This window comes from Eleftheria terrae, assembly GCF_030419005.1.
Taxonomy (GTDB): Bacteria; Pseudomonadota; Gammaproteobacteria; order Burkholderiales; family Burkholderiaceae_C; genus Caldimonas; species Caldimonas terrae.
Genome location: NZ_CP106951.1, coordinates 3608290 through 3628437, shown reverse-complemented (window position 1 = coordinate 3628437; position 20148 = coordinate 3608290). Strand labels below are relative to the sequence as shown.

General features: G+C 68.3%; 15 protein-coding genes and 1 pseudogene. 9 read left to right on the top strand and 7 right to left on the bottom strand.

Features of this window, described 5'->3' with window-relative positions; all coding sequences use genetic code 11:
• Position 1: 1 nt before the first annotated feature.
• Positions 2–817, bottom strand: coding sequence for a septum site-determining protein MinD (gene minD, locus N7L95_RS16045; protein WP_301256261.1), 816 nt, complete (start codon positions 815–817; stop codon positions 2–4).
• 60 nt (positions 818–877) lie between these two features.
• Positions 878–1627 carry a septum site-determining protein MinC gene (gene minC / locus N7L95_RS16040; RefSeq protein ID WP_301256260.1) on the bottom strand — a complete coding sequence of 250 codons (750 nt, stop codon included), beginning with the start codon at positions 1625–1627 and terminating at the stop codon, positions 878–880.
• Between the two features lie 597 nt (positions 1628–2224).
• Here minC and N7L95_RS16035 point away from each other — a divergent pair.
• The 6 genes and pseudogenes from N7L95_RS16035 (at position 2225) to N7L95_RS16010 (ending at position 8494) form a co-directional block, all read left to right on the top strand.
• On the top strand, positions 2225–4027 hold the full coding sequence (locus tag N7L95_RS16035) for a fatty acyl-AMP ligase (RefSeq protein ID WP_301256259.1): 1803 nt from the start codon (positions 2225–2227) through the stop codon (positions 4025–4027).
• A 32-nt stretch (positions 4028–4059) separates the two neighbouring features.
• Positions 4060–4812 (top strand): annotated as a pseudogene (locus N7L95_RS16030) (acyl-CoA desaturase); the annotation flags it as partial.
• 229 nt (positions 4813–5041) lie between these two features.
• Positions 5042–6046, top strand: a complete 1005-nt coding sequence (locus tag N7L95_RS16025) for an acyl-CoA desaturase (RefSeq protein ID WP_301256258.1) — start codon at positions 5042–5044, stop codon at positions 6044–6046.
• 15 nt (positions 6047–6061) lie between these two features.
• Positions 6062–6400 (top strand): acyl carrier protein, encoded by a 339-nt coding sequence (locus tag N7L95_RS16020; RefSeq protein ID WP_301256257.1) that lies wholly within the window; start codon positions 6062–6064, stop codon positions 6398–6400.
• A 7-nt stretch (positions 6401–6407) separates the two neighbouring features.
• On the top strand, positions 6408–7556 hold the full coding sequence (locus N7L95_RS16015) for a fatty acid desaturase (RefSeq protein ID WP_301256256.1): 1149 nt from the start codon (positions 6408–6410) through the stop codon (positions 7554–7556).
• Positions 7541–8494: an alpha/beta fold hydrolase gene (locus N7L95_RS16010; protein WP_301256255.1), complete on the top strand. Its 954-nt coding sequence runs from the start codon at positions 7541–7543 to the stop codon at positions 8492–8494. The genes N7L95_RS16015 and N7L95_RS16010 overlap by 16 nt, the downstream gene beginning before the upstream one ends.
• Here the strand turns inward: N7L95_RS16010 and N7L95_RS16005 are convergent.
• Both N7L95_RS16005 and N7L95_RS16000 read right to left on the bottom strand, forming a co-directional pair.
• Positions 8485–8925 carry a MarR family winged helix-turn-helix transcriptional regulator gene (locus N7L95_RS16005; RefSeq protein WP_301256254.1) on the bottom strand — a complete coding sequence of 147 codons (441 nt, stop codon included), beginning with the start codon at positions 8923–8925 and terminating at the stop codon, positions 8485–8487. The two genes, N7L95_RS16010 and N7L95_RS16005, sit on opposite strands and share 10 nt — an antisense overlap.
• A gap of 1260 nt (positions 8926–10185) precedes the next feature.
• A complete protein-coding gene (locus N7L95_RS16000; RefSeq protein ID WP_301256253.1) occupies positions 10186–11127 on the bottom strand; it encodes a lipase family alpha/beta hydrolase in 942 nt (313 codons plus the stop codon).
• Between the two features lie 564 nt (positions 11128–11691).
• Here N7L95_RS16000 and N7L95_RS15995 point away from each other — a divergent pair.
• On the top strand, positions 11692–12312 hold the full coding sequence (locus tag N7L95_RS15995) for a glycine-rich domain-containing protein (RefSeq protein ID WP_301256252.1): 621 nt from the start codon (positions 11692–11694) through the stop codon (positions 12310–12312).
• A 478-nt stretch (positions 12313–12790) separates the two neighbouring features.
• Here the strand turns inward: N7L95_RS15995 and N7L95_RS15990 are convergent, their stop codons facing one another.
• Positions 12791–15001, bottom strand: a complete 2211-nt coding sequence (locus N7L95_RS15990; RefSeq protein WP_301256251.1) for a hybrid sensor histidine kinase/response regulator — start codon at positions 14999–15001, stop codon at positions 12791–12793.
• 368 nt (positions 15002–15369) lie between these two features.
• Between N7L95_RS15990 and N7L95_RS15985 the strand changes: the two genes are divergently transcribed.
• Positions 15370–16392 carry an AbrB family transcriptional regulator gene (locus tag N7L95_RS15985; RefSeq protein ID WP_301256250.1) on the top strand — a complete coding sequence of 341 codons (1023 nt, stop codon included), beginning with the start codon at positions 15370–15372 and terminating at the stop codon, positions 16390–16392.
• On the opposite strand, the gene N7L95_RS15980 is transcribed toward N7L95_RS15985, so the two are convergent.
• Entirely contained in the window at positions 16389–16967 is a 579-nt protein-coding gene (locus N7L95_RS15980) for an MOSC domain-containing protein (protein ID WP_301256249.1), read from the bottom strand. The two genes, N7L95_RS15985 and N7L95_RS15980, sit on opposite strands and share 4 nt — an antisense overlap.
• A gap of 12 nt (positions 16968–16979) precedes the next feature.
• Positions 16980–17813 carry a substrate-binding domain-containing protein gene (locus tag N7L95_RS15975; RefSeq protein WP_301256248.1) on the bottom strand — a complete coding sequence of 278 codons (834 nt, stop codon included), beginning with the start codon at positions 17811–17813 and terminating at the stop codon, positions 16980–16982.
• 463 nt (positions 17814–18276) lie between these two features.
• Here N7L95_RS15975 and N7L95_RS15970 point away from each other — a divergent pair, with 463 nt between their 5' ends.
• A complete protein-coding gene (locus N7L95_RS15970) occupies positions 18277–20139 on the top strand; it encodes a phosphoenolpyruvate carboxykinase (GTP) (RefSeq protein ID WP_301256247.1) in 1863 nt (620 codons plus the stop codon).
• The last annotated feature ends 9 nt before the right edge of the window (positions 20140–20148 follow it).

The following is a 20148-nucleotide window of genomic DNA, read 5'->3' as shown; positions in this document are numbered from 1 at the left end:
CTCACCTCCCGCCGAACAAGCGCTTGAAGAAGCCGGGCTTCACCGCATCGACGAAGCGCATCGGCTTGTCTTCACCGAGAAACCGCGCAACCACGTCTTTGTACGCTTCCGAGACATCACTGTCTTTCAGGTGGATGGCTGGCACGCCCTGGTTGGAAGCCTGCAGCACCACTTCGGATTCAGGAATCACGCCGATCAACGGGATTCGCAGGATCTCCTGGATGTCTTCCAAGGAGAGCATCTGCCCGTCTTCCACCCTGTGCGGGTTGTAGCGGGTGATCAGCAGGTGCTCCTTGATCGGCTCGGCGCCGTCGATGGCCCGCTTGGTCTTCGAGCTCAGCATGCCCAGGATGCGGTCGGAGTCGCGCACCGAGGACACCTCGGGGTTGGTCACCACCAGGGCTTCGTCGGCGAAATGCATCGCCAGCAGCGCACCGGTCTCGATGCCGGCCGGGGAGTCGCACACGATGTACTCGAAACCCATCTCCGCCAGGTCCTTGAGGACCCGCTCCACGCCGTCCTTGGACAGCGCGTCCTTGTCGCGGGTCTGCGAGGCAGGCAGCACGAACAGGTTCTCGCACTGCTTGTCCTTGATCAGGGCCTGGTTCAGGTTGGCCTCGCCGTTGATCACATTGATCAGGTCGTAGACCACCCGGCGCTCGCAACCCATGATCAAGTCCAGGTTGCGCAGGCCCACGTCGAAATCGATCACTGCGGTCTTGTGGCCCCGAAGCGCGAGGCCTGAAGAGAAGCTGGCACTGGTGGTGGTCTTGCCGACGCCTCCCTTGCCGGAGGTCACCACGATGATTTTGGCCATCAGTTGCAGGTCCTATAGAAGTTCAGGGTCTACCGCCCGGCGCGGCCGGCGGCGAATGGTTCAGAGTTTCAAGGGTTCCATCACCAGCTTCTCACCCACCAGGCGGATCTGGGCGGCCTTGCCGGCCACTTCGGGCGGAATGGCGGTTTCCGTGGTCCGATAGATGCCAGCGATCGACAGCAGTTCCGGTTCCAGGCAGGTGGTGAAGATGCGCGCCGCGGTGTTGCCCCGCGCCCCGGCGATCGCCTTGCCGCGCAGCGGCGCGTAGACATGCACGTTGCCGTCAGCAATCACTTCGGCGCCGAAGTTCACTGCAGCCAGCACGACGATGTCGCCGCCCCGGGCGTACACCTGCTGGCCCGAGCGCAACGGTTTGTCCACGATCACCGTGGCAGTGGGCGGCACCGGTATCTCGCGCGCCGCCTCGGGCGGCGCGATGTCCGGCGCCGGCGCGGGGGCAGCGGCCGTCGTGGCGGCCTGCTGCTCGGGCGCCTCGACCAGCCCGGCCGCCAGCGCCGCCGCCATTTGCTCCGCGCTGCCGCCCTTGGCCGCCATCGGGGCCATGCGGTAGCGCCGCAGCAGGGCCAGCAGCCCCTGGAAGTCGATGGTGGCGGCCTCCTCGCGCAGCGGCGCCAAATCGATCACCACCGGGTCCTGGTTGAACAGTTCGGGGGTCGGACCGATCCGCGCCTCCAACTCCGCCGCGAGCGCCGCGAGGTCGGGCGTCTTCAGCACCACGGCAAGCAGGGTCAGCGTGGCGCTCTTCAGGTCAAAGATGGCAGGGGCGTTCCCTGTGGAGACTACGGCCATGGGGCAGCAAACACCTCGAAAGTGCTGAAGTTTACCGGGCAGCGGCGCTCCCCGGCCGCCAAAGCCCGTGGCTCACCGGCGCGGCCAGCGGCCGGCGCGCAAGTCACTGCACCGGCATTCCTTCACACACGACCCCTGTCAATGCTTACATAAACACAGGCAACTAAGGGAAAACCGCAGGATCGCGGGCAAAAATGAGCTTTCAGAACATCGCCCTGGTCGCCTTCGAACCATGGGAATGGAGTGACATGGCTTTTCAGAAGACCGCCCTGTGGAACCGCCTCGATGTCGAACACTGCCCCGCCGTCGTTGCATCCCCTAACTCATGCAGGCGCGTCAGTGATTGCTTATCGCCAGCTCACCCCATAGCATCCTTTGTGCATATACACCTACGTCCTTCGAATTTCAGCGGAGACCCGCTGCTATCGAGCAGGCGCACCGGCTCTGGGAGACCCGGGCGCCTGCACAGCCGACCCGGCATGCGCCCCGTGGCCAGCCGGCGGCCAGTAGGACTCAGCGGCGGCCGGTGCGAGCGAACGCAACCGAGCGCCGGCCGTAAGGCCGCTTGAACACACGTTCAGTGGAGGAGGAAACTCGATGGGCCGCATCCACCCGGAGAAAGGGCTGAGCTCTTCCCTCTGCAGCAGGCCCGCCGGCGCAGCGTCACACGGAACTCACAACATCGTTGCCCGGCTTCACCAACGCGCCCTCGCCTCACCCCGGCATCTGGCGTTTCGCCACCTGCGGGACGGTGAATTCGATGAGCAGGACTGCACCTATGCCGATCTTTGGCAGGCGGCCTGCGCGGTGGCGTCGGAGGTGTCCAGGCGGGGGCTGCAGGGGCAGCGCATCATGCTGGTGCTGGAGCCGGGCCTGCCCTATGTCGCCGCACTGTTCGGCATCCTGCTGGCCGGAGCCACCGTGGTGCCGGCGTTTCCACCGGTAGGCGCCCGTGCGGTGCGCCGCATGGCGGCGATCCATGCCGACTGCCGTCCCTCGCTGGTCATTGCCGGCCCGGACATCCGCCTGCTGCAGCGCCGCGTGGACGCCGAGCTCGGCGCGCTGGGGCAGTCGCCACGCTGGCTGTTCCTGGAGGACGGCCAACTGGAGAAGGGCTGGACCGGTCCCGAGCCCGTGCCGGCCGACTCGCCGATCCAGATGCCAGCGCCCGCCGTGCTGCAGTACACCTCGGGCTCCACCGGGGCGCCCAAGGGGGTGCTGCTGAGCCATGACAACATCGTCAGCAACTGCGAGGTGCTCGAGGCGTTTCTCGATCCGTCCGCGGACCGCATCGGCCTGTCGTGGCTGCCGCCCTACCATGACATGGGGCTGATGGGCACCCTGCTGCTGGCCGTGCACAGCGGCTTCCCGCTCATCACGATGAGCCCGGCGCATTTCGTGCAAAACCCGCTGCGCTGGCTGCGGGCGGTGACCCGGCACCGCGTCAGCATGACGGTGGCGCCCAACTTCGCGCTCGACCTGTGTGCCGACGCCGTCGACGAGCTCTCGCTCGACAGCCTGGACCTGGCCTCGCTGCGGCGGGTCTTCTGCGGGGCCGAGCCGGTGACCCAGGCCACGCTGCAGCGCTTCTGCGGGCGCTTTGCACCACGCGGCTTCTCGCGCGCCGCACTGCTGCCCTGCTACGGGCTGGCCGAGGCGACTCTCTTCGTGGCAGGCAAGGCTGGCCCGGAGTCGCCCAGCGTGGTGAAGGTCGACACCGCGGCCCTCGATCACGGCTTCGTCCATGTCACGCAGCAGACCGCGGGCGCGCGCGCCCTGGTCGGCTGCGGCACGGCGGCGCATGGCCACGAATTGCTCATCGTCGATCCGCAGACCCGACTGCGCCTGCCGGAGCGCATGGTGGGCGAAATCTGGATCCGGGGCCGCAACGTCGGCCTCGGTTACTTTGAGAAGGACGCTGCCAGCGAGGAGACCTTCCGCGCCTGCCTGGCGGACGATCCGGCACGCCGGCGCTTCCTGCGCACCGGCGACCTCGGCTTCCTCTGCCGCGGCGAGCTGTTCGTCACCGGCCGCATGAAGGATGTGGTCGTGCTGGCCGGGCGCAACCTGTATCCCCAGGACATCGAGCAGTCGGTCCAGCAAAGCCATGCGGCCATCCGCCGCAATGGCGTGGTGGCCTTCGCCGTGCGGGAGGACGACAGCGAGCGCCTGGTGATCGTCGCCGAGCTCTCGCGCCGTGCCGGCTTGCAGACCAACGGCGCCCTGGCCAGCGTGCGGCAGGCCGTCGTCGAGTCGGTCGTGCGGGACCACGGCGTCGCCCCTTCCCGTGTCCATCTCGTCCCCACTGGATCCATTCCGCTCACCACCAGCGGCAAGGTGCAACGCCAGGCCTGCAAGCAGGCCTTCCTGGCCCGGTCCCTGGCCGGGCTGGACCCCTGAGCCTCCTCGGCCCTTCTTCGCCCGCAACCACCATGCAGTCTTCCCATGGCGACACCGCCATGTCGCGCCATCTTCCTTCCGAGCCCGCCGATCGACGGGCCCGCCAACTCGCCCCGCTGACCGTTTGTCTGCCGGCGCTCGGCTTCCTCGCAGCGCTCGCGTTCTCGGCGCATCACGGCTTCAACGGCCGCGATGCGGCGCTGCTCGGAGCCATGTACCTGCTCACGGCGCTCGGGGTGGAAGGTGGCCTGCACCGGCATTTCAGCCATCGAGCCTTCAAGGCGCGCCGTTGGCTCAGCATCGGCCTCGCGGTGGCCGGCAGCATGGCGGCACAGGGGCCGCTGCTGTTCTGGGTGGCCACCCACCGCCTTCACCACGCCTTCGCCGATCGGGACGGTGACCCCCACTCGCCCAGGGCCACCGGCTGCGGCCGGCTGAGTCGGGTGCGTGGCTGGTGGCACGCCCATGTCGGCTGGCTGTTCTCGCTGGAGCGGCGAGGCTGGGCTCGCCATGTACCCGACCTGCTGCGCGACCGCGGCCTGGTACTGGTGAGCCAGCTCTACTTCGCCTGGGTGGCGCTGGGCCTGTTGCTGCCCACACTGCTGGGTGGCTTGCTGGCCGGCAACCTGCACGGCGCGCTCGGCGGCTTCCTGTGGGGCGGCCTGGCCCGCATCTTCCTGCTGGACCAGGCCACCTGGGCCGTCAACTCCATTGGCCACGCCCGCGGCGCACAGCCGTTCCACACCCATGACAACAGCCGCAATGTGGCCTGGCTGGCCTTGCCCACGCTGGGAGGGGCCTGGCACAACAACCACCACGCAATGCCAACGCTGGCCTGCAACGACCGGCATCCCTGGCAGCTCGACCCCACCGCCTGGTTCATCCGCCTCATCGAGGCCGCCGGGCTGGCCTGGGACGTTCGCAAGACACCCCTGCCCGGCGCGAGCAGCGCCGCCCCCCATCCACAGATCCGGCCTGCCTGCATGGCGCGCCTAACGTACCCGGAGGACCCTGATGAGCCTGGAGACCGCCTCAACTGCTGCATTGCCGGCACCATCGGGACTGGCCGAGCCGCCACCGGACGGTGTGTGCCCACTGGTCGGCAACGGCGCGAGAACGAAGCAGCTCGCCGCACTGTGCGTGCTGCTGCTGCCGGCCGCCGGCTTCGCCCTGGCGCTCGACCAACTGCGGCAAGGCCGGGCCAGCCTGCTCGACCTCGCGCTGTTCCTCGGCTTGTATGGCCTGCAAATGGCCGGCATCACGATGGGCTTCCATCGCTACCTGGCACACAAGGCTTTCCGCACGTCCAGAGCGTTCGAAGCGATGTTGCTGGTGTGCGGCTCGATGGCCGCCCAGGGGCCCATCATGTTCTGGGTGGCCACGCACCGGCGCCACCACGTCTATGCCGACGAGCCCGGCGATCCGCACTCCCCCAACCTGGCCGGCAGCGGCCTGCAGGGGGCGCTGCGTGGCCTCTGGCATGCGCATGTCGCCTGGATGCTGACCACCGACGTGTCACGCTGGAACTACTTCGCGCCCGACATCCTGCGCAACCGTCGGCTGTTCTTCTTTCACCGCACCTACGGTCTGTGGGTCGGGCTGGGCCTGTTGCTGCCGGCCGCCGTCGGTGGCCTCGCCGAAGCCAGCTGGGACGGTGCCTGGCGCGGCCTGCTGTTCGGCGGGCTGGCCCGCCTGTTCGTCGCCAACCAGGCCGCCTGGTGCGTGGGCTCGCTGTGCCACCGCTTCGGAAGCCGGCCCTTCCACACGCGCGACCGCAGCGCCAACAACTGGCCGGTGGCTCTGCTGACCTTTGGCGAAGGCTTGCAGAACAACCACCATGCGTTTCCTGCTTCCTACCGGCACGGCATGCGTTGGTGGGAACCCGACCTGAGCGGCTGGCTGCTCACCGGCCTGGGCGCCCTCGGCGTGGTGTGGGACTTGTCCCATCCCACTGCAGAAGCCATCGAGAAAAAAAGGCGCCTCAGACGCCAGGCCGTCTCGGATGATCCCCGGCTTTGAACAAGGAGCACGCCCATGCTGAACTACGACTGGTGGGGCGGACTCGTCCGCAAGTTCCAACGGACCGGGCCGGCAACGACCGCCGCTGACCTGCTGGACGAGGCGGCCCTCAAGCGCTGGCTGGTCTGGCGGCTGGCCACCTACCTGAAGCGGCCGCAGACCGAGATCGACACCACCCTGAGCTTCGATGCCTACGGGCTGGATTCGATCGCCGCCATCAAGCTGTCCGGCGAGCTGGAGAAGCTGCTTGAACGCCGCCTCTCGCCGGCCCTGCTGTTTGACCATGACAACATCGACCAGCTGAGCGCCTTCCTCGCGTCGGAACTGCAACGCGACAGCCACCACCCGGACTGAGGACGGCATGTCTCGCCCCCGCCTACCGACGGCGCCCGATGCCAGTTTCGGCTCGCTGATGGCGCAGGTGCGTGCGCTGGAAGGCGCCCGCCTCGCCAGCGCCGTGCCGCCCGACTGCCTGCGCCCGCGGCCCTGGCGCGGGCTGGCCGGTTTCGCCACCAGCTACCTCCTGTACGCCGGTGCGCTCGTTGCAGTCGCACATGCACACTGGGTGCTTCAGCTGCCGCTGTACCTGCTGGCCGGGCTGGGCGGCTGGGGCCTGCACTGCATTGCTCACGATTGCGGCCACCAGTCCTTCTCCCGCAGCAGGCGCCTCAACAGTGTGATCGGGCAGCTGGCCTTGCTGCCGCTGCTCTATCCCTTCCATGCCTGGCGCCATGTGCACAACCTGCACCACCTGCACACCAATCACCTGGAACTCGACACCGACTGGCGACCGCTGAGCGCCGAGGTGCATGCCCGCCTGCCACGATGGGAGCGCCTGCTCTACAGCGCCACCCGCTCATGGGCCTTCTGGGCTGGCACCATCCGCTACTGGGCGCTCAGTGCCTTCCGGCCCGGCTTCTTCCCCAAGCGGGAGATGCGGCGCGACGCCTGGCAGTCCATCGTCGTGGTGCTGGTGGCAGGCTTGGTCTACCTGGCCCTGCTGGCTCACGCCACCGGGGCCTGGGGCCTTCTGCGCTACTTTGTCTGCCCCTGGCTCGCCATCCATCTCTGGTTCAGCACCACCACCCTGATGCACCATGTGCGCGGCGACCTTCCCTTTCTGCCCGGAACGCACTGGACGCCCAATGCCAGCCGGCTGCTGCTGACGGTGGACTACCGCTATCCACGTCCACTGGAGTTCCTCACCCATTACATCTCTCTGCACACTGCCCACCACGTGGTGCCGGCGGTGCCCTTCTACCACCTGCCGGCCGCGCAGGCCGCATTGAAGCAGGCCTATCCCGGCTTGCTGCGGGAGCACCGGTTCAGCTTTGCCCAGCTGCTGCACATCCTGCGTGACTGCCGCTTCTACGACAGTCGCCGCGGCTACTACCGAAGTGCACGGCGCGCCGGCCGTGACGAGCCGCTCGCCGCCGCTGGTGAAGCGGTGCACGCGGCGGATGCGACGGCGGCCGCACCAGACGACGCCTCCCGATGCACGGCACGCTGAGCACGCTGCAGCAGCAGGGCGCAGAAGCGCGGCTGCGGCTGGCGTGCCGCTGGTTCGGCGGTATGGCGCCACGCCTGTTGGGCCGGTGGGCCGCCGGGCAGTTCAACGCTACCCGCCCTACCCGGGACAGGCCACGCGACATCCCGCCGCTCGGCGCGCAGCGCTTCGCCATCGACGGCGCCGGCGGCGTCACCCACGGCTGGCTGTGGCCTCAGGACGGCCCGGCCGCCCTGCTGGTGCACGGCTGGGGCACCGACAGCCGCAGCATGCTCGGACTCGTGCGGCCCCTTCAGCAGTTGGGACTGAAAGTGGCCGTCTTCGACGCGCCGGCACATGGTGTCTGGCCGGGCCGCACGACGACCATGACGGACTTCACCGCGACCACCGCAGCCGCCTTGAGGGGGCTCGGTGACGTTGCGGTGGTGGCAGCCCACTCGGCCGGTGCGATTGCTGCCATCGCGGCGCTGGCCGATCAGTGCGCGCTGCGACGGCAGCTGCACGCATTGGTGCTGCTCGCGCCGGCCTGCTCGTTGCCGCTGCTGCTGGAGCAGTGGGCCGTCGCTGGGCATGCGCTGCCGAGACCAGTGGTGGAGGTGGTGTACAGCGAGCTGCAGCGCCGCAACGGCGTGCCGGTGAGCCACTGGGATGCGGCGAGTCTGGGCCGTGACCTGTCCACCCCGGCCCTGGTCCTGCATGACCCGTGTGACCCGGTGGTGCCCTACCTTCATGCCGCGCGCCTGGTCGACCATCTGCCCATGGCCCGGTTGTCGATGATGCCGGCGGCCGGCCATGCCGGCGTGCTGCACTCACCCGACACCAGGCGCCAGGTCGCCAGCTTCGTCCGGGAACAGCTCCATGGCCGGGCCGCTGGCGGGCCCTCGATCGGCATGCCGGGACCACCACGGGCAGCCTGCCCGGCCCTGCCCGTTCAACCGTAGCTGGCGAGGCGCGTGGCGACGTCGTAGGCGCGGGCGTCGATGTCACGCATGTTCTGGGTGCCGGCCGCCAGCCGCAGCTCTTCCTGCGCGTCCTGCCAGTCCTTCTGGCTCTTCGACAGCGTTGACGAACCGGTGCGGGTCAGCCGCCAGTAGCGCTCCCGCAGGTCCTCGGTACCGACTTCGCAATCCACCAGGCCGCTGCGCTTGAGCGTCGCGAGCGTGCGGCTCAGCGTGGTGGAATCCATCAGCAAGCCTTTGGCGAGCTCGCCGGTGGTGACCCGGCCGCGCTCCCGGATCACCATCAGGATGGTGTATTGCGTGATCTTGATCCCGTGGCGGCTGAGCTTGGCGTCGTAAACCTTGGTGATCGCGCGAACGGCCTGCCGAAGCGTTCCGCAATAACACAAGAGACGGATCGGGTTGTCGGACATGCTGCTATCGGTATCTTGGCCGGTGAACAAGAGAGGCGGTGCCGCTGTCCCGAGTCTTGCGCTGAGTGACTGCGGCGGAACTGCTTGGCTGCCGCGGTGGAGCCGGCGCAAATGGTAGAGCTTCCCAGGACGACAGGCGGCGTGGACAACGGGTACCCCAGCAGTACCGTCGGACATGGCCGAATGACGCGAGAGGCCCACCGCAGCCGGTGCCTGGCGGCACGGAGCGAAGGCGCCGGAACGCCCACTCCGTCAGGCAGTTGCCTGGTTATGGTGACGACGGCCCGCAGGCGCACGGAGAGGGGTATCCCGTAGCACTGCGAGAGCCAACAGGGGCGTTGGAAGCAGCGGCCCAGGGCCTCTTGTGGTGGCCTCGGTCCGACGGAATGGCGGCCTTTTCCCGGAATGCAGCGGATGGCTTCGGCCGCGCCGGACGCACGGCTTTCGCCCGACCGGCACATGGTGCAGGCGGCCCGCGCCAGGTGATGTCGATGCGATCCGTACATCTTCGTAGTGCATAAAGCTGTGGCGATCGTAGCGCTCGCACGGATGCTGTTGAAGATCCTTTGGCAGAGCTGACAGGCCGAACTTCCACCATGACATCCACTGCTTCGACCCGCTGGCGGCAGAAGCGCAGGAGTACGCAAAAAATCGCTTGCGGGTCGCCGATCGAGACCATCGCTCAAGCCAAGGAGAGGGATGCTAGCCGCCCTGACACAAGGCCATCTTCGCCGCACGAGCGGCCATGATGCGGCGGTCGATATACCGGGCAGGGAGCCGGCCGCCATGACGTGCCGCGATCGGCATCAGAGGTGGGCGGGACAGCGTGCCGCTGCGTCCCCGACCGGGCCGCGCAGCACCGGGCCGGTCATGGCGAACCTGCGAAAAAGGAAGCCGGCGGCTCCCTCTTGAAGCATCGGCGTGGGCGGGATCGGTGCACCTGCACACTCCCGCTTCAAGAAAGCTGTAGCTACACCGACAGGCACCGTCATCGCGTGGGCGGCGTGGGCTTGTTTGCAGAAGCAGAGCAGGCCATGCCGGCCGGAATGGAGTGTCGTGCGGGAGCCACTGCAGCACCGCCGGCCGCCCAGGGCGGCGGCCAAGCCGGCCGGTCCGATCCTCAGCGGAGACGGACCAGCGGGAACAGGTCAGCGCAGGGGTAGGCCGGTGCGGAGCCGGGTCGGCTGCCGCACCCGCCAGGGCCGGACGCAACCGCCGCCGACAAGACGGCAGCGGCGCGATGCCACCGGAAAGGTGCGCTCAGAGCCCTGCCGCCTTGAGGCGGTTGGCGTGAGACCGGTAGAAGGCGACCGGGTCTGAGGAGAACAAGCCGCGCAGCCCGAAGGCATGGTTGATCTGGTCGATGTGGTTCCAGTCGTAGTTGTCCCGCAGCACTTGCCCCCAGCGCGAAGAGCAGCGGCCCACCAGTCCGTCGTTCGCCTCGCCCTTGAAGAACAGCGAGGCGATGCCCAGCATGGCATCGCCCGGATCGAACAGATGCGTCATCACCGACGTCCCGCCGACCGAGTAGTAGTTGACGCCATTCACGCTGGCAGGGCCGCTGCCACAGGTGGTGGACGGTGCGCCGGCCGGAAAGCGGGCATTGAAGGCAGCGGCCCCCTGGGTGGTGAGCGACAACATGGCGGCTTCGGAGTTTTGCGGCAGGCCGTCATTGCCTGACAACACGCCGATCAGACGCGCAAAACCGTTGATCAGGGAGGCGACGACCTTCGTGCTGCCGGTCTCGTCCGTGCCGCGCTTGACCGCGTCGGCCACCGGGCTGCCCTGATGTGGTGTGCCGACCGTGGTGACGGAGGCGACCAGCTCGGGCGCCACCGCGGCGACATAACGCACCGTCTGCCCTCCGTGGCTGTGGCCCATCAGGTTGAAGCGCTGGTAGCCATGCGCTGCCTTCAGCCGCCGCAACTCGGCCAGCAGCTGCTCGCCACGCACTTCGCTGCTGTTGGCAGCCGACTGCTGCGTGATGTGCACGGTGGCCCCTCCAGCGCGCAAGGCGGTCCCGATACCGTGCCAATAGTCGGCAATGCCCATCGAGTCCCAGCCAAACAAGCCGTGCACCAGCACGATGGGATGGCGGGTCTGCGTGTAGCTGTCTGCCGCTCGGGCCGGCAGGGCGGCCAGGCTCATGGCACTACCAAGGCTGGCCAGGGCAAGGACGGTGGAGGCAAGGTGTCGTTTCACGAGTACTCCTCTGGGTCGACGGTTGGACCGCGTCACCGCCTGCCGCGGCGAGCCGCCGCGGCGCGGCGCGGGAGTTCGATTGAAGTGGCCGGCCAGCCGCCGCGGGCTGGGGCAAACCCAAAGATGCACTGCAGCAAAGTGATCCGCTTTTTCGACTGGCAACATCAGCAGTGCGATCAATCACGCACCCCCCTCGTTTAAGGGGGATGCGTGACCAAGAGCGACCGGCGGGCACAGAAATCAACGAAATCGACGGATGCGGGGCTGCCACTCAACAAACGAGCTTCGCAAGCGGGTTTTCGCGGAATGCGAATTGCTTAGTGTTTCCCCCAGCTGTCAGTTTTTGTTCGGAAAGCGCTGCACTGCTGTCTCCGATTGCCGCGGCCCGCGTGCCGCCGCGAGAAGGCCTGCAAGGTTTACAAAACCGCACAGAAACCACTAGTTACATCCGAAAAGGACAGGATCCCGGACAGTTGCCGTACGGATGGTTGCACCCGAGGTGCAGCCAAAGTCACCGACGCAAAGGGCGCGTGCCAGGAGCGTCGGGTTCATCCCGGAGGAAACATGGAACATTCGGCTTACGCTCACAGCCTCGATCACATCCTGCACAGCATTGAAAAGCTCGACCTGGAACCGATGAAGTTCCGCCTGACCCACGAGAAGACCGAAAACCCGTGGTCCCGCGAGCGGGCCGAGCTGGCCGCCCTGGGCTATCGCCGCTATCTGGTCCTCCAGGCGAAGTACCCCGGCAAGATCATCCCGCCGACGGAAGACATCGACACCTTCTGGCACGCCCACATCCTCGACACCCGCAAGTACGCTGAAGACTGCCAAAACGTCTTTGGCTGCCTGCTGCACCACTTCCCGTACAGCGGCCTGCGGGGCGATGAGGATCTGTCCCGCCACGAAGCTGCTGCGTCCGACATGAAAGCGCTTTACGAGCGTGAGTTCGGCGAGCCCCTGTCCCTGCTGGGCGCCTGGTGGACGCACGAATCTGCCGGCAGCCAGCCGGAGCTGAAGTCGGCGTCGTGCACCCGTGTTGCGGCCAGCTGGCACGCCGGCGAGGAGTCGGTGGCACCGGCACGGGCCCAAGCCGCAGACGCAGCCGTCGAGGCGGCCGTGGCTCGCCCGCGCGCTTCCGAGCGTGAGCGCCGCAAGGCCACCTCGGCCGCTTGGTGCGGTTGATCGCCTGAGACGGCGCGGCTCGCTGCCATGGACAGCGGCCGTGCCAGGGTTCCGCTGAGCCCGGGTCGCCGGCGTTCAGCGGGACGGGGCGCCGGAGGCGCCCGCCAGCACAGGGCATTTCTCGCCCTTCACGGCCCATCGCGCATCACGCACGCCACTCGGGCCAGGACCTCCCCGTGGTCCCCCGGTCGCTGCTCCTCGCAGCATCTTCATCGCCGGCTGACTCGACAGGGCACGGAGGCAGACGGCACTGCCGCTTCGTGCGCCAGGCGCAAGCGGCCGGGGCGCAGTTCAGCGGCGGCATCAGCGGCAGAACCAGCGAGCCATCGCCATTGTTTCGGCGCTGCACCCACCGCTGCAGGCCGTGCACCAGCGAGCTTGCCTCATGGCAAGTCGCTGAGCGACAGCAGCGGGAGACGCCGGGCTTTTCCTGCCGCCGGGGCGCGCCTTGTCCTGCCAGCCCGGACGACGCAGCCGGTCAAGCGCTGGCGGTGCGCGGCTTCTCGCTCAATTTCATCAAAGCCTGGGCGAGGGCTTCAACCGCCACTGGCTTCTGGAGCACATCGACCTCGGGATGGTCGAGCCGGATGGCCCGCACGTCGGCCGCGTCGCCGGTGATGACGACCGTCACCACGTCGGCCCGCGCCGCCCGCGCCTGCAGGATCACGTCCAGGCCGGTGCTGCTGGGCAAGCGATAGTCGGCCAGCACGGCATCCCAGGGAAACGGCTGCTCCGACAGCCGGGCGAACGCGGCCTCCGCATCGAGCTCCACGTCCACCTGCATGCCCCAGGAACGCAGCAACTCGGCGGTGGTGTCGCCAACCAGGGGATCGTCTTCGATCAACAGCACCCGACCGGAGAAGGTCGGCAGCTCGCGGGGAATGGGGATCAGTTCCGGGGTATCGGCCATCGGGACCGATACCGTGAAGATGGTGCCCTCGCCGGCGGCCGACTTCAGGGTGACCGGATGGTCGAGCAGCAAGCTCATGCGCCGCACGATCGACAAGCCGAGCCCGAGGCCCAGCGCCGGATTGCGTTGCGGATTGCCGAGCTGGCGGAATTCCTCGAAGACCTCTTCCTGCTTGTCTTCGGCAATGCCGTCGCCGGTGTCCTGCACGAAGATCAGCACCCGCTCGTCGTGCACCTCGGTCCAGACGCGGACCGAGCCGCCGGATGGCGTGTACTTGATGGCATTGCTCACCAGGTTGCGCAGCATGCGGCCGAGCAGGGCCGAATCGCTGCGCACGCCGACCCGGGTGGGCTCGACGATGAAGCGCAAGCCCTTCTGCTGGGCGCCGACGAAGAACTCCTCCAGCAGGCTTTGCAGCAGCGTCTGCAGTTCGAACTCGACGTAGTTCGGCTCGATCAGGCCCGCGTCCAGTTGCGACACATCGAGCAGCGCGTTCAGCAGGGTCGACAGGTTCAGCACGGAACGACGCAGCCGCTCGACGGTCGAGGCCTCGCCACCGTCCGGATAACGGGCGGCCAGCAGGGCAATGTTGAGGGTCATGGCCTGCAGCGGCTGTCGCAGGTCGTGGCTCGCTGCGGCGAGGAAATGGGTCTTGGACAGGCTGGCCCGCATGGCGTCGTCCCGCGAACGGCGCATCTCCTCGGTCGCCATGGACAGCTCCTGCTGCCTCAGGGCGAGGTTGGCGGCCATCTGGTCCAGCGTGGAGCCGAGCTGGCGGAACTCCGAATCCTTTGAATTGGCGAGCTCGGTGCGTGCCTCCAGATCGCCCTCGCCCCACCGCATGGCGGCCCGCTCCAGCCGAGCCAACGGCCGATGCAGACCGCCGCGGGCGATGAACCAGGCGAGCAGCAGCGCGAAGAACATCGCACCGAGCACGGTGGCGGCCCGGCGCAGCGCCTGTTGACGCACCGAATACAGCACCTTGTCGCGGTCGAACACCAGGGCCACCGACATCCCGGTGGGGCCGCTGGTCACCGGCACATAACCGACGATGCGCTCCTCGCCGCCAATGCGCAGCGCCGTGGCACCCGGCCCGCTGCGGCTGAGCAGGGCGCGCACCTCACGTGCCACCAGGTGCCCGCTGCCACCCATGTCGGGCTGCTCCACCATGGCGGTGCCTCGCCGGTCGGCCACGATCAGCCGGGCACCGGCGGGCAGCGGGTTCTCGGCGAGCTTGCCGGCCATCCACTTCAGGCTGACCGAGGCGAAGACCACGCCGGCCACCTCCGAGGAGGCGCCCTTGACGGGGTAGGAGTAGTGGATCACCGGGCTGCCCGGACCGCGGGCAAATGCGTACTCCCCGACCACGAAGTCCTTGGTGCGGATCGCCTGGGTGAAGTACCAACGATCGCCGATGTCGATCTGCCCCTTTTGGTAGAGATAGGGCATGCCCAGGCAGTAGAGGTCGCCATCACCGTCGGCCACGCCGATCGTGAAGGCCGCCTGGAACTGCTGCTGCAGGGCCTCGACGTATTCGGCGCAGGCTTGCTTGTCCTTGTTCTTGACGAAGGGGTTGGCCGCGATCGCCACCAACAGTTCACGATAGCCACCGGTCAGCTGCTCCAGCTGGCCGGCCACCAGTTCGGCCTGGCGCTGCGCTTCCTGGAAGGCAGCTTCCTCCTGGCGCTTGAACTGGTCAATCTGCTCCACGGTCTCGACGACCATCACTGGCGCGAGCGCGGCCAGGACGAGTACTACAAGACGGGTACGTAGCTTCATTGCGCTGGTAGAAGAAGATGAGCTCGCCGCGAAACGCCGCCGGGCTTGTTGTTATTCAGAACGGCTACCCGCAGGCCGCCCTCCCAATCGGGCCGACTCGGAGCTTCAGCCACCCGCACGCGACACTCTAGCTTGCAAAAACAGTTACTGCCATTCGACCTTGCCCCGGGCGGCTCACGCCCGTTGCGTCCATACGGCGACGGTCTGTGACAGCGGTTTGACAGCCCGCCCTGATAGTGTCGCAGACGGGCCGCCGACGGCCCGCACCGCCACCTGCCACCGGTCCCTGCGCCAGGCATTTTTCGACTCAGGACACCGCCATCGCCCCGCCTCGCTCCCCGGCCCTGCCCCGCCCGCTGCGCGTCGGCTTGACGCTTGTCGTGGCGGCGCTGCTCGCGTTCGCCTGCGAGCGCCTGCACACGCCCCTGCCGTGGATGATCGGCCCGCTGGTGGGCACCGCCCTTGGCTGCGTGCTGGGCCTGCCGCTGGCCAGTGCCGGGCCCCTGCGCAATGCCGGCCAGTGGGCCATCGGCACCGCACTGGGCCTCTACTTCACGCCCCAGGTGGTCAGCATTGTCGTCGGCCAGGCCGGCGCCATCGTGGCCGGCATCGCCTGGGCGCTGGGCCTCGGTGCGGCCTTCGGTGCCTGGCTGGCGCACAGCAACCGCGGCATCGGCGGGCTGGACCGGGCCACCATCTTTTTCTCCAGTGCCATTGGCGGTGCCTCGGAGATGGCGGTGCTGGCGGAACGCCACGGCGGGCGGGTCGAGCTGGTCGCCTCGGCGCACAGCGTGCGCATCATGCTGGTGGTGCTGGTGATTCCCTTCGGCTTCCAGTTCGCCGGCATCCAGGGGCTCGATCCCTTCGTGCCCGGGCCGGCGCGCGTCGACGCGGGCGGACTGCTGCTGTTGATCGCGGCCACCAGTGCCTTGTCCTTGCTGCTGCAGCGCTGGAACAAACCCAATCCATGGGTGCTGGGCTCGCTGGCGGTGGCCGCCACGCTGACGGCCAGCGGCATCGAGCTGTCGGCCCTGCCGCACTGGATGACCAATCTGGGCCAGCTGTTCATCGGCGTCGCGCTTGGCACCCGTTTCACGCCCGCATTCATTCACACCGCGCCGCGCTGGCTGCTGACGGTGGCCGGCGGCACCTTGCTGAGCATCGCCGCCAGCGCTGCCTTTGCCTGGCTGCTGGCGAGCTGGGTGGGGCTGCATCCGGCCACCGTGCTGCTCGGCACCTCGCCGGGTGGCATTGCCGAGATGTGCCTCACCGCCAAGGTGCTGCAGCTGGGCGTGCCGATCGTGACGGCTTTTCATGTCACACGCATGGCGGCGGTGGTACTGCTGGCCGGACCGCTGTTCAGGTGGAGCGAGCGCCTGCGACGCGCCTAGCGACGCAGGCGGGCGGCGAACAGCTCGGCAATCGACACCTCGCGCGGGCCGGGTTGCAGCTCGAAGCGGTCGCCCGCTTCGATACGGCCCACCTCGCGCACGGCGAGGTAGAAGCCGCAGTAGCCCGACTGCGCCATCAGCTTGCTGGCCTGGCGAAAGCCCATCGCTGCGTCGAACTTGAAGCACGGCATGCGCGGCGCGCTGACGGCCAGCGTGCAGTGCGGGAACTGCAGCAGGTCACCCACCCAGGCCTGGGCTTCCAGCAGGCCCTCGATCGTCAGGTTCTCGCCCAGGCTGCCAGCCGGCAAGGCATCGTGCCAGCCGCCCTGCCCCGCCTGGGCGCGTACCGTGGCCCAGAAGCGGTAGTGCTCATGAGGGTAGGCATAGACCGCCTTGTCCAGCCCGCCGTGCACGCTCTGGTCGGCTTGCTCGTCGCCTTCCAGGCCCAGCGAACGCAGCACTCCCCCACCGGCCAAGGGCCGCTTGCGAAAGCCGGTCATCACTTCCCTGCCGTCGATGTGCGCGGGCTCCACGCGCCCCACGTTGACCGACAACACCCTGCCCATGCTGCTCATCTTTCGTCTTCCTCAGGCCGGCCGCGGCGCCTGCAAGCGGAAGCCGCCGGGCGCGTTCTGCAACGCCCGGCGGCCCAGCGGGCCGGTGAGCCAGTTCATGAACAGCTTGGCGGCCGGGTGCGTGCTGCGGAAGGATCGCATGGCGTGATAGACGTCCGCCAACCGTGGATCGCCCTGCAGCAGGATGCCCAGCTGCTTGCGCTGCTGGGAGGCGCTCCAGGTTGCCCGGTCCACCAGCACGCAGGCGCGCACGGCATCGGCTTGCGCCAGCGTCTCGCCGCTGCCGGCACCGGCGCGCTGGTACCACGGCCCCTGGGGCGTGATGCCGGCCTGGCGGAACAGCGCCGCCTCCTTGAGCTGCGCACCCGAGCGCTCGGCGCCGGACACGAAGCGGGCCTCGCCGCGGGCTCCGGCAGCCGCGATGGCCTGCAGCGCACGCAGCACGTCGCGCTCGCCCGCCAGGGCGGGCAGTTCGGGCCGGCCCTTGGGGCCCACCGGGCCGGCCAGCAAGTAGTCGTTGCTTGCGACGAAACGGCGGTCGTGCACCAGGCCTTGCTTCTCGAGCCCGGCCTCGAGCTCCGGGGCATGGGTGATGGCGACGTCCAGCTCGCCGCGCTCCAGCAGGGCCAGCACCTTGCCACTCGGGCCCGGCACCAGCTGAATGGCCAGCCCGGCATCGCGCGCCACTGCGACGCGCAGGCGTTGCGCCATGCCGCTATCGAACAGGGCCGTCGCGACGCCGACCAGCAGCAGCGCTTGCTGGGGCCGGCGTTGCTGGGCAGCCGCCCAGCCGGGAGCGGCACAGGCCGCCAACAGAGCAAGGACATCACGACGGACAAGAGGCATGGCACGAAGACAGGACGCCGCGGTTTGCGAGCGCCGGCATCTTAGCCATTAAAGCGGCTCGGACCGCCGCCACCTGACGCGGGAGCGCCGCCCAACGCCCCGGCCGTGTCGCGCGGGTGGCGCACGGGCCGCAGCCATCCGTGCATTTTTCCATTCCGTTTACGCATAACTGCCCGCCCGGCCGGGGTTACGGCGAGATTACACTGATCGCGGCCGCTCCAGGCGGCCAGCCCGGCGCTGCCATGGAGCCGCCGGCCCGCATCCGGCCTGGCCAAAAGCCGAGCACGGCATTTGCTTGACCACCTGTCCACGCAAGCCCCCTGTCGGGGCCGCAACAGGTACCCTGCCGTAACCGGCAGCCGCGCGGCATCCGGAAAGCCGCGTGCTCATCGCTCGCGCCTCGGCGCGTCGTGCGCCCTGCACCAGGCTTTCCGAATCCCGTGTTTTTATGTTTGGAGACTCCATGAACCAGCCTGTCATGCAGGGGCTGCAACTGAATGCGCCCGCCCATGTGAAAAACGCCAAGCTGCTCGCCTGGGTGGCCGAAATCGCGGCACTGACCCAGCCCGAACGCATCTACTGGTGCGACGGCAGCCAACAGGAATACGACCGCCTCTGCCAGGAACTGGTGCAGGCCGGCACCTTCCGCAAGCTCAACGAAGCCAAGCGCCCCAACAGCTACCTGGCCTGGAGCGATCCGAGCGATGTGGCGCGGGTCGAGGACCGCACCTTCATCTGCACCGAGAACGAAGCCGACGCGGGCCCGACCAACAACTGGGAAGCGCCTGCCAAGATGCGGGCCCGGCTGCAGACCGGTCCGGACGCGCTGTTCAAGGGCTGCATGCGCGGCCGCACCATGTATGTGGTGCCGTTCTCGATGGGCCCGCTCGGCTCGCCCATCGCCCACATCGGCGTGGAGCTGTCGGACAGCCCGTATGTCGCGGTCAACATGCGCATCATGACCCGCATGGGCCGGGCGGTGTACGACGTGCTGGGCGTGGACGGCGAGTTCGTGCCCTGCGTCCACACGGTGGGCGCGCCCCTGCAACCGGGCCAGAAGGACGTCGCCTGGCCGTGCAACCCGACCAAGTACATCGTCCACTATCCCGAGACGCGCGAGATCTGGAGCTACGGCTCGGGTTATGGCGGCAACGCCCTGCTCGGCAAGAAGTGCTTCGCGCTGCGCATCGCCTCGACGATGGGCCGCGACCAGGGCTGGCTGGCCGAGCACATGCTGATCCTCGGCGTGACCTCGCCCGACGGCAAGAAGCACCATGTGGCCGCCGCCTTCCCGAGCGCCTGCGGCAAGACCAACTTCGCGATGCTGATCCCGCCGGCCGGCTTCGAGGGCTGGAAGGTCACCACCATCGGCGACGACATCGCCTGGATCAAGCCGGGCGCGGATGGCCGCCTGTATGCCATCAATCCCGAGGCCGGTTACTTCGGCGTGGCGCCGGGCACCAATGTCAAGACCAACCCGAACTGCATGGCTTCGCTCGGCCGCGACGTGATCTTCACCAACGTCGCGCTCACCGATGACGGTGACGTCTGGTGGGAAGGCATGACCGACACGCCGCCCGAGCACTGCATCGACTGGCAAGGCCAGGAATGGACGCCGGCCATCGGCCGTGACACCGGTCGCAAGGCCGCCCACCCGAATGCCCGCTTCACCGTGGCAGCCACCAACAATCCGGCGCTGGACCCGCAATGGGACGATCCGCGCGGCGTGGCGCTGGACGCCTTCATCTTCGGCGGCCGCCGCTCCACCACCGTGCCGCTGGTGACCGAGGCGCGCAACTGGACCGAAGGCGTCTACATGGCCGCCACGATGGGCTCGGAAACCACCGCCGCGGCCGCCGGCCAGCAGGGGGTGGTGCGCCGCGACCCGTTCGCGATGCTGCCCTTCATGGGCTACCACATGGCCGACTACTTCCAGCACTGGCTGGCGCTCGGTCAGCGCCTGGAAGCCAGCGGCGCCCGGCTGCCGCGCATCTACTGCGTCAACTGGTTCCGCAAGGGCGACGACGGCAAGTTCGTCTGGCCGGGTTTCGGCGACAACATGCGCGTGCTGAAGTGGATGCTGGATCGCGTGGAAGGCCGCGGCCAGGGCAGCGAGCACGTCTTCGGCGTCTCGCCGCGGTATGAGGACCTGGAATGGCGCGGCTCCACCTTCAGCGAGCCCAGCTATCGGCAGGTGGCCAGCATCGACGCGGCGGCCTGGCAACAGGAGTTCCGCCTGCATGACGAGTTGTTCGCCCAGCTGGGCCCGCGCGTGCCGAGCGCCCTGCTCGACGTGAAGCGCAACTTCGAGGCGCGCATCGGCTGAGCGGCCGTC

Bases quoted from the DNA above. Each gene is read 5' to 3' on its own strand.
- N7L95_RS15995 (WP_301256252.1), top strand. From the start codon at position 11,692: ATGGAACATTCGGCTTACGCTCACAGCCTCGATCACATCCTGCACAGC.
- N7L95_RS16035 (WP_301256259.1), top strand. From the start codon at position 2,225: ATGGGCCGCATCCACCCGGAGAAAGGGCTGAGCTCTTCCCTCTGCAGC.
- N7L95_RS16015 (WP_301256256.1), top strand. From the start codon at position 6,408: ATGTCTCGCCCCCGCCTACCGACGGCGCCCGATGCCAGTTTCGGCTCG.
- N7L95_RS16010 (WP_301256255.1), top strand. From the start codon at position 7,541: ATGCACGGCACGCTGAGCACGCTGCAGCAGCAGGGCGCAGAAGCGCGG.
- N7L95_RS16020 (WP_301256257.1), top strand. From the start codon at position 6,062: ATGCTGAACTACGACTGGTGGGGCGGACTCGTCCGCAAGTTCCAACGG.
- N7L95_RS16005 (WP_301256254.1), bottom strand. From the start codon at position 8,925: ATGTCCGACAACCCGATCCGTCTCTTGTGTTATTGCGGAACGCTTCGG.
- minD (WP_301256261.1), bottom strand. From the start codon at position 817: ATGGCCAAAATCATCGTGGTGACCTCCGGCAAGGGAGGCGTCGGCAAG.
- N7L95_RS15990 (WP_301256251.1), bottom strand. From the start codon at position 15,001: ATGAAGCTACGTACCCGTCTTGTAGTACTCGTCCTGGCCGCGCTCGCG.
- N7L95_RS15975 (WP_301256248.1), bottom strand. From the start codon at position 17,813: ATGCCTCTTGTCCGTCGTGATGTCCTTGCTCTGTTGGCGGCCTGTGCC.
- N7L95_RS15970 (WP_301256247.1), top strand. From the start codon at position 18,277: ATGAACCAGCCTGTCATGCAGGGGCTGCAACTGAATGCGCCCGCCCAT.
- N7L95_RS16025 (WP_301256258.1), top strand. From the start codon at position 5,042: ATGAGCCTGGAGACCGCCTCAACTGCTGCATTGCCGGCACCATCGGGA.
- N7L95_RS15980 (WP_301256249.1), bottom strand. From the start codon at position 16,967: ATGAGCAGCATGGGCAGGGTGTTGTCGGTCAACGTGGGGCGCGTGGAG.
- minC (WP_301256260.1), bottom strand. From the start codon at position 1,627: ATGGCCGTAGTCTCCACAGGGAACGCCCCTGCCATCTTTGACCTGAAG.